This is a genomic window from Nocardia sp. NPDC058497, assembly GCF_042720195.1.
GTDB lineage: Bacteria > Actinomycetota > Actinomycetes > Mycobacteriales > Mycobacteriaceae > Nocardia.
Genome location: NZ_JBHXMY010000365.1, coordinates 1 through 6,121, shown reverse-complemented (window position 1 = coordinate 6,121; position 6,121 = coordinate 1). Strand labels below are relative to the sequence as shown.

Sequence of the window (6,121 nt, the reverse complement as noted above, 5' to 3'; positions counted from 1 at the left end):
GCAGAGTGTGCGCAGATCGCGGCCGAGGCCCGGCGGCGCTCGGCGATGCTGATGGATGAGATCGACGAGATCAACCGCCAGACCGCTCTCAGCGCGGAACAGTTCGCCGTCGAGGCTGCCCAGCAACTGCGTGAGCTCGCCGAGCAGGATTCCGCAGACGACAACGCAGAAACTGTTGAGCCGCAACCGGGACAGGGGAGGGAAGATCCTGCACATGAGGTGGCACCCGCGACGGCGGTGCAGGCACAGCCGTCCGGGCCCGTAGCCTTCGTGCCGGATCCGAACATGACTCCTGAGCAACAGCGGCAGGCCGAGATCAGGGCGGCCGTCGCACGTGCGAGGGCGGCGCGGGAGGCCAGATCGACGGTCGCGCCATCGGACGGTGACTACGACTCCGAGTCCGAGTACTACCGCCGGTCGACTTGGCTGGACTGAAGCGGCCTGATCGTGCAGCGTGGGCAGGTTTGGTGGTGGGAAGACTGTCGATGCCGGAGATCCGAGGACCAGACGCAGCGTCACAGTTGATCTAAACATTTAGGTCGGCACCTGCTGTATCAACTTTGCGAAAGTGTTCTGTACATTTAGATAGACATTCACTGCGACACTTTCTGGAAGGAGCTCACCCGTGGTCCGTGGTAGACCCAGCCGAAGCACGATCTTCACACGGTTCGCTGAGTCGTTGGCTGAACTACGTCGCTACGGCGGCATGCCGCTACCTGCTGAAGCGGCGGCGATCTGGGACGACATCTGGCACACGGAAGCGCACAACTCGACTGCTATCGAAGGCAATACGTTGGTGCTGCGCGAGGTGGAGGCCCTGCTGGAGCACGGCAAGGCAGTTGGCGCCAAACCGCTCAGCGACTACCTCGAAGTTCTCGGTTACGGCGAAGCCGCGCAGTGGGTCTATGCCCAGGCGAGCTCGATCGATGGCTATGGCGGCGATGAACTGATCACTGTCACCGAGGTGCGTGGAGTTCACGAGCAAGCAATGCGCCACGTCTGGGAGGTCTCACCGCACCCGCAGGCCCGCCCCGCGGAAGGCCCTGGTGGGTTCCGGGAGCACGACATTCATCCGATTGCGCAGGGGACGAAGCCGCCGCCGTGGGTCGAGGTACCCGGGCGCGTCAGGTCGTGGGTCGACGCGGTGAACGCATTTGGCGCTGCTCTGTGCATCATCGGTCCAGGCAGCGTCGCTGCGCAGGACATCCCTGTGCGGCTGGCGGAGATCCATTGCGAGTTCGAGCGCATCCACCCGTTTCTCGATGGGAACGGCCGAACCGGTCGTCTCGTGCTCAACCTCGTTCTCGTTCGGCTGGGCTTCCCACCTGCCATCATCTTCAAGCGCGACCGAGCGAAGTACCTGCAGGCATTGCAGCGAGCAGATCGTGGCGACTACGGTCTGCTCGCCGAACTGATCGCCCGCAGCGTGATCGATAACCTGCACCGCTTCGTGGTGCCTGGGATCGCGGGTCCGCGCCGCCTGGTACCACTGCAATCGCTCGCCGACGATGACGTCAGCTACAACGCCTTGCGTCAAGCTGCTCTGCGGGGCCGGCTGGATGCGCACCAGGGTTCCGACGGAATGTGGCGATCAACCAAGGCTGCGGTCGAGGCATACCTGGCCAATCGCTATCGTCGAAATGGTTCGTCGGAACGGTCGGGGTAACCCGGTCAGGGAGCGCTAGGGCTTCGTGTCGTCGGGCGAATCATTAACGCGACGAGGATGATCGCGAGTGACCCGAAAACCCACAGGACAAAGGGGCTCTCATTGAACGTGTACATAATCGGAATGGATAGCGAGACCGCCGCTGATCCTCCGCCGATAAGCCAGGCCAGCGGGGTGACTTCATTCGAGTGAACCGGATTCGATGGGACCCGCATGATGATCAAAAGCAATGCGAGCAGCGTCAGTGACGCTATCGGGAGCTGTAGGAGGTGGAATTCCGACCACCAATCCCACCAGCCCTGCTGCCGCAGTGTGTAGAGCAGCTCAACTGCTGCTACCAGCACGATGGGTACTCCGGCGAGTGCAGTCGCCACCCGCCAATCACTACCCCGTCGTTGCGTCGGCGGAGCGTTGGCGATGATTGCCAAGGCCTGGCTCATCACCATCGCAGCTGACATGACGATCACAGCACTTGCTGCGAATTTCAAGAACGTTGAAGAACCCATCGCTGATGTCAGTAGACCGCCCGCTGCGCATATCGCCAGGCCGATTATGCACACGACGCGGGATCCGGCGAGGCGGCCCAGCCATGATCCCAGGAACAGGGAAAGGGGCACCACCAACAGAAGCGCTCCGCCCAGAACGGGGCCATACCAATCTGTCAAATAGGTCAATCCTCGCGTGCTGAGCACGAGCGAGAAGAATGCGCACCACAGTGCCATCAGCAGGGCGCCGCGACCACTCGCCGTCGTTGGCGGCTTCGGCGGTATGCGACGCTCCCATCCTCGATCAGCGACAAAGCTGCCCGGCGGGGCCACCGCGGTTGGTGCATTCGCCAGCATTTCCGGTGTCCATGTCGGCGCCGCCGGTGGACTCGCTACCGGTGCAACACTCCGATTGGTCATCGCTTGGGCCGCTGCCTGCGCGAATTCGGTGCAGGAGTTGAACCGATGCGCCGGATTCTTGGCCAATGCTCGCTGGATGACCATGTTCAGTCCGGGTGGCAACCCCGGACGTCGTTCCGAAACCAGGGGCGGGGGTGCGGACATGTGCGCTCCGATCACCGCGACCGGGTTGGTCGCTGCGAAGGGCGCGGTGCCGGTAAGGAGCGTGAAAAGCGTGCAGGCCAGGGAATACTGGTCGCTGCGGTGGTCCAGGGTGACGGCGGCGAGTTGTTCGGGAGAGGCGTAGGCCAGGGTGGCGGTGAACGTCCCGGTTTGGGTGAGGCCGTTGACGTCATCGCGGAGCCGGGCGATACCGAAGTCTGCCAGCAGCACGCGTTCGGGTTGATGGGGTTCCGGGCTGGACAGCAGGATGTTCGCCGGCTTCACATCGCGATGCAGGATGCCACGGCTGTGCGCGAAATCCAGGGCCGCGGCGACGTCGGTGATGATTCGGATCGCCCTGGCCGGATCGACCATGCCGGGTGCTCCGGCGTCGGAGCCGGGGACATACTGCATGGCGATCCACAGGTTCTTCCCCTCCAACCCGCGATCCTGCACAGCGACGATATTCGGGTGCTCGAGTTGCGCCACCAGGTCGGCTTCACGCTCGAATCGCTGCCGTATCTCGTTGTCGCCCAGCAGGTCCGAGTTGAGGATCTTGAGCGCTACGTGGCGCGGCAGCCTCGGATGCCTGGCGAGGTAGACGGTGCCCATCCCGCCTCGGCCGAGGACCCGCTCGATCCCGTAGCCCGCGAAGACCTCCGAAATCCCCCAGTTATCCACCGCAAGTCCTTGTCTGTCGTCCATCGCGTTCGTACCCGTACCGGCCTTGTTCACCAGGCGTGTTCGTTCTCCCGCTCACGCAGCCTGCTGCGGGTTCGGTCGATCCAGGTGGCGAACAGCGAGCGCAGGTCGTCGTTGGCGATCGGTCGGACCTGCACCTGGTCACGGTCGCGTTGCAGCAGATAGCGGCCGTCTTCGATGAGGTCGAACCACTGTGCGCTGTACCAGGAGTCGGACCGGGCATCGAGTGGGCCGGGCAGTAGTTCGGCGATTCCACCGCCGTCGCGCGGCTGGCCGAGAAGGCGTTCGAACTGCTTGCTGGGCGAGTCCCGATAGCCGTCGTTGCCGCGTCGTGTTGAGGTGATGTCGTCGATGTGGAACGTTCGGCTCGATGAGCGCCCCGCCGCGAACTCGGGCAGCAGTTTGGCGATCCGGCCCGGTAGGTTGTCCGGCCGGAACAGCCTGCACCGAATGCGCTCCTCGACGTCATCGGTGACAGTCTGGGACAGCAGGACCGCGTGATGGGCGGTCTGCGCGCCGAGCAGTCGATACATTCGTCGTCGGCCACCGCCGAGGCGGGTCGACTCGCCGACGATCCTGATCTGCAATTCGCAGGTGCTCAAGGTATGGAAGGCGAGCTGGATCAGCTCGGTCTCCTCGCGGTCATACCGTGCGTGCACCGCTGCTCGGTGCGCTCGTTCCTCGCTGAGGGTGGGGATGCGACTGGTGTAGCCGAGTGGACCCGGAAACCGATCGTGCGCGTCGTTCAACCAGAGAGCCGCGAAATCGTCAGGCTCCCAAGTCCATTCACTCATCTACGTTCCCGCCGATCACGCCACCCTGAATTGTGCGTGGCAGCTCACCGAGTAGTTCCTCGGTGTTCTCCATGTTCTTCAGCCAGTCCGGGATCTGATGGGTCTCGTCGTCTTCGGACTTGCCGCCGCCACGGCCGCCGCCCATGCCGCCCATGCCTGGTGCACCCGCTCGGCCGGTGCCACCTCCGCCCGCTGCGGCGGTTGCGCCGGTCGGCACTCTCGCAGCGGTCGGTGATCCAGCGGTGACCCCGCCCGGCGCGGGGGCGCTTGGGCTGCCGCTGCCTGGACTCCCGCCGCCTGGGCTGCCGCCGCCAGGTGAACCGGCACCGGGTGAACCCGCACCCGGCGTCCCCGCCGGGTTGACTCCCGCCGAGGTCGTCTCCGGGGTAGACGCAGGTGATGTCGAGTCCGGCGATTCCGCGTCCTCGGTCGTCGATGGATTGGTGTCGTCCGTGGTGTCGTCGTCGCTGGAATCGTCTGTGTCGGTGGGTGTCTCGGTATCGGCGGGGTCTTCGGTGGTCGGCGCGGTCTCGTCGCCCGGGTTACCGCCGTTCGCGCCGCCCGGATTCGAGCTGTCGCCGTTGCCTCCGCCGTTGGCGCCCGAACCGCCGCCGGTCGGCTTCCATGAGGTCAACGGTGAGGTCGGGCTCTCGGGTTGCGGCAGGATGGGAATCTGCCCGTCGGCGTCAACAAAATCTTTGACGTAGTGTTCCTGCATCGCCTCGCGTGCTTCATCGCGGGCTTTGTTGATCGCGGTCATCGAGCGGTATCCCGGTTCGGCGAAGAAGAAATCATGGCCATCCAGATTCCAGATGCTGTCGGGCATGTTCTGCGGCTCGTCGACGTTGTTGCGCGTGTTGTTCACGCCGTTGACTGTGGTGGTGACTCGTTGCGCCAACGCGTTCAACGCTGGAGTCAGCTCGAGTGCCCGCGTCGCATAGTCGGCAATGGCATTCTGGGAGGCCGTTGCCGCTGCGCCTTCCCAGGCCGATGTGCTCGAGCGGCGGATCCGGGCGGCGAATATCTCGACGGCGGCGGACCAATCCGAGGCTATTTTCTGGTATTCGGACCTCGCGTTATTGGCTTCGGTTGTGTCGAGCGGGTTGAATGCTCGGTAGATCGCCCAGTGTTCCCATGAGTTGGGCTTTTCCGGCTCGCCAATTCGGGGATTCTCGTTACCGGCCATCAGGCGAGTCCTTCCGTGGAGGTTATCGCTGATGGCGGAACATTCGCGGAGAGTTCGTTATAACGGGCGGCGAATTCTTGGTCCGTTGCCATGTAGCGTTTCGCGATCTCGCGGTGTAGGTCTCGGATGTCGACGACGATATCGTGGTGCTGCTGGAGGATATCGTTGAGATTGTTGTCAGAATCTGATGTCGAACCAACCTTTCCTGCTTTACTGCGAAACCGGCCCACCAAAGTGGATGCCGACGTCAGGCCGGGTGTTGTTTCGCCGAGACCCCATTTTTCTCGGTTGGCGATAGCCATGGCCTGCCGCTGTAGGTTCTCGATTTCATCGAGGAATGCTTCACAGTCTCGTTCCATATAAACGAATTCGTCGGCATTGACCCGAACATCAGTACTGAACGAAACGCTCAAGTCGCCATTCTGTGCTTCTTGAATTATATTTTCCAGCGGTGTCGCCACATTGCCCCCTCAAGAATATTAGGTCTCCTTAGCTTCCGGGCTGAATAGTCGGAGCGAGCATGGATGCGAGGTCCTTGGCGATATCGCATGGATGGCGCCCGATCGACCTTTCCGGCTTCGGTTGAACGTTTATTCCGATTTCCATGCTGCCGTTCTTCATCTCGACATTGATGGAGCACCATTTGCCGGCCTGGGCGGGGGGGTAATACGTGATTGCCGCGCGGTTGGAAACGGTCAATTCCTCGCCGATAGTATTATCTGCGCTG

6 protein-coding genes and 1 pseudogene are annotated in these 6,121 nt (G+C 62.9%); 2 read left to right on the top strand and 5 right to left on the bottom strand.

Annotated features, from left to right (window positions below):
- Both ACFWPJ_RS22055 and ACFWPJ_RS22050 read left to right on the top strand, forming a co-directional pair.
- Positions 1–435: hypothetical protein (locus ACFWPJ_RS22055; RefSeq protein WP_378854150.1), on the top strand; the 435-nt coding region annotated here is incomplete at its 5' end.
- 244 nt (positions 436–679) lie between these two features.
- Positions 680–1,666 (top strand): Fic family protein, encoded by a 987-nt coding sequence (locus ACFWPJ_RS22050; protein WP_378854148.1) that lies wholly within the window; start codon positions 680–682, stop codon positions 1,664–1,666.
- A 5-nt stretch (positions 1,667–1,671) separates the two neighbouring features.
- On the opposite strand, the gene ACFWPJ_RS22045 is transcribed toward ACFWPJ_RS22050, so the two are convergent.
- The 5 genes and pseudogenes from ACFWPJ_RS22045 to ACFWPJ_RS22025 form a co-directional block, all read right to left on the bottom strand.
- Positions 1,672–3,447, bottom strand: coding sequence for a bifunctional serine/threonine protein kinase/MFS transporter (locus ACFWPJ_RS22045; protein WP_378854146.1), 1,776 nt, complete (start codon positions 3,445–3,447; stop codon positions 1,672–1,674).
- Entirely contained in the window at positions 3,444–4,208 is a 765-nt protein-coding gene (locus ACFWPJ_RS22040) for an ESX secretion-associated protein EspG (protein ID WP_378854144.1), read from the bottom strand. The genes ACFWPJ_RS22045 and ACFWPJ_RS22040 overlap by 4 nt, the downstream gene beginning before the upstream one ends.
- Positions 4,201–5,394 carry a hypothetical protein gene (locus ACFWPJ_RS22035; protein WP_378854142.1) on the bottom strand — a complete coding sequence of 398 codons (1,194 nt, stop codon included), beginning with the start codon at positions 5,392–5,394 and terminating at the stop codon, positions 4,201–4,203. The genes ACFWPJ_RS22040 and ACFWPJ_RS22035 overlap by 8 nt, the downstream gene beginning before the upstream one ends.
- Entirely contained in the window at positions 5,394–5,855 is a 462-nt protein-coding gene (locus tag ACFWPJ_RS22030; protein WP_378854140.1) for a hypothetical protein, read from the bottom strand. Before ACFWPJ_RS22030 ends, ACFWPJ_RS22035 begins: the two co-directional genes overlap by 1 nt.
- 28 nt (positions 5,856–5,883) lie before the next feature.
- Positions 5,884–6,121, bottom strand: a pseudogene (locus ACFWPJ_RS22025) (hypothetical protein); the annotation flags it as partial.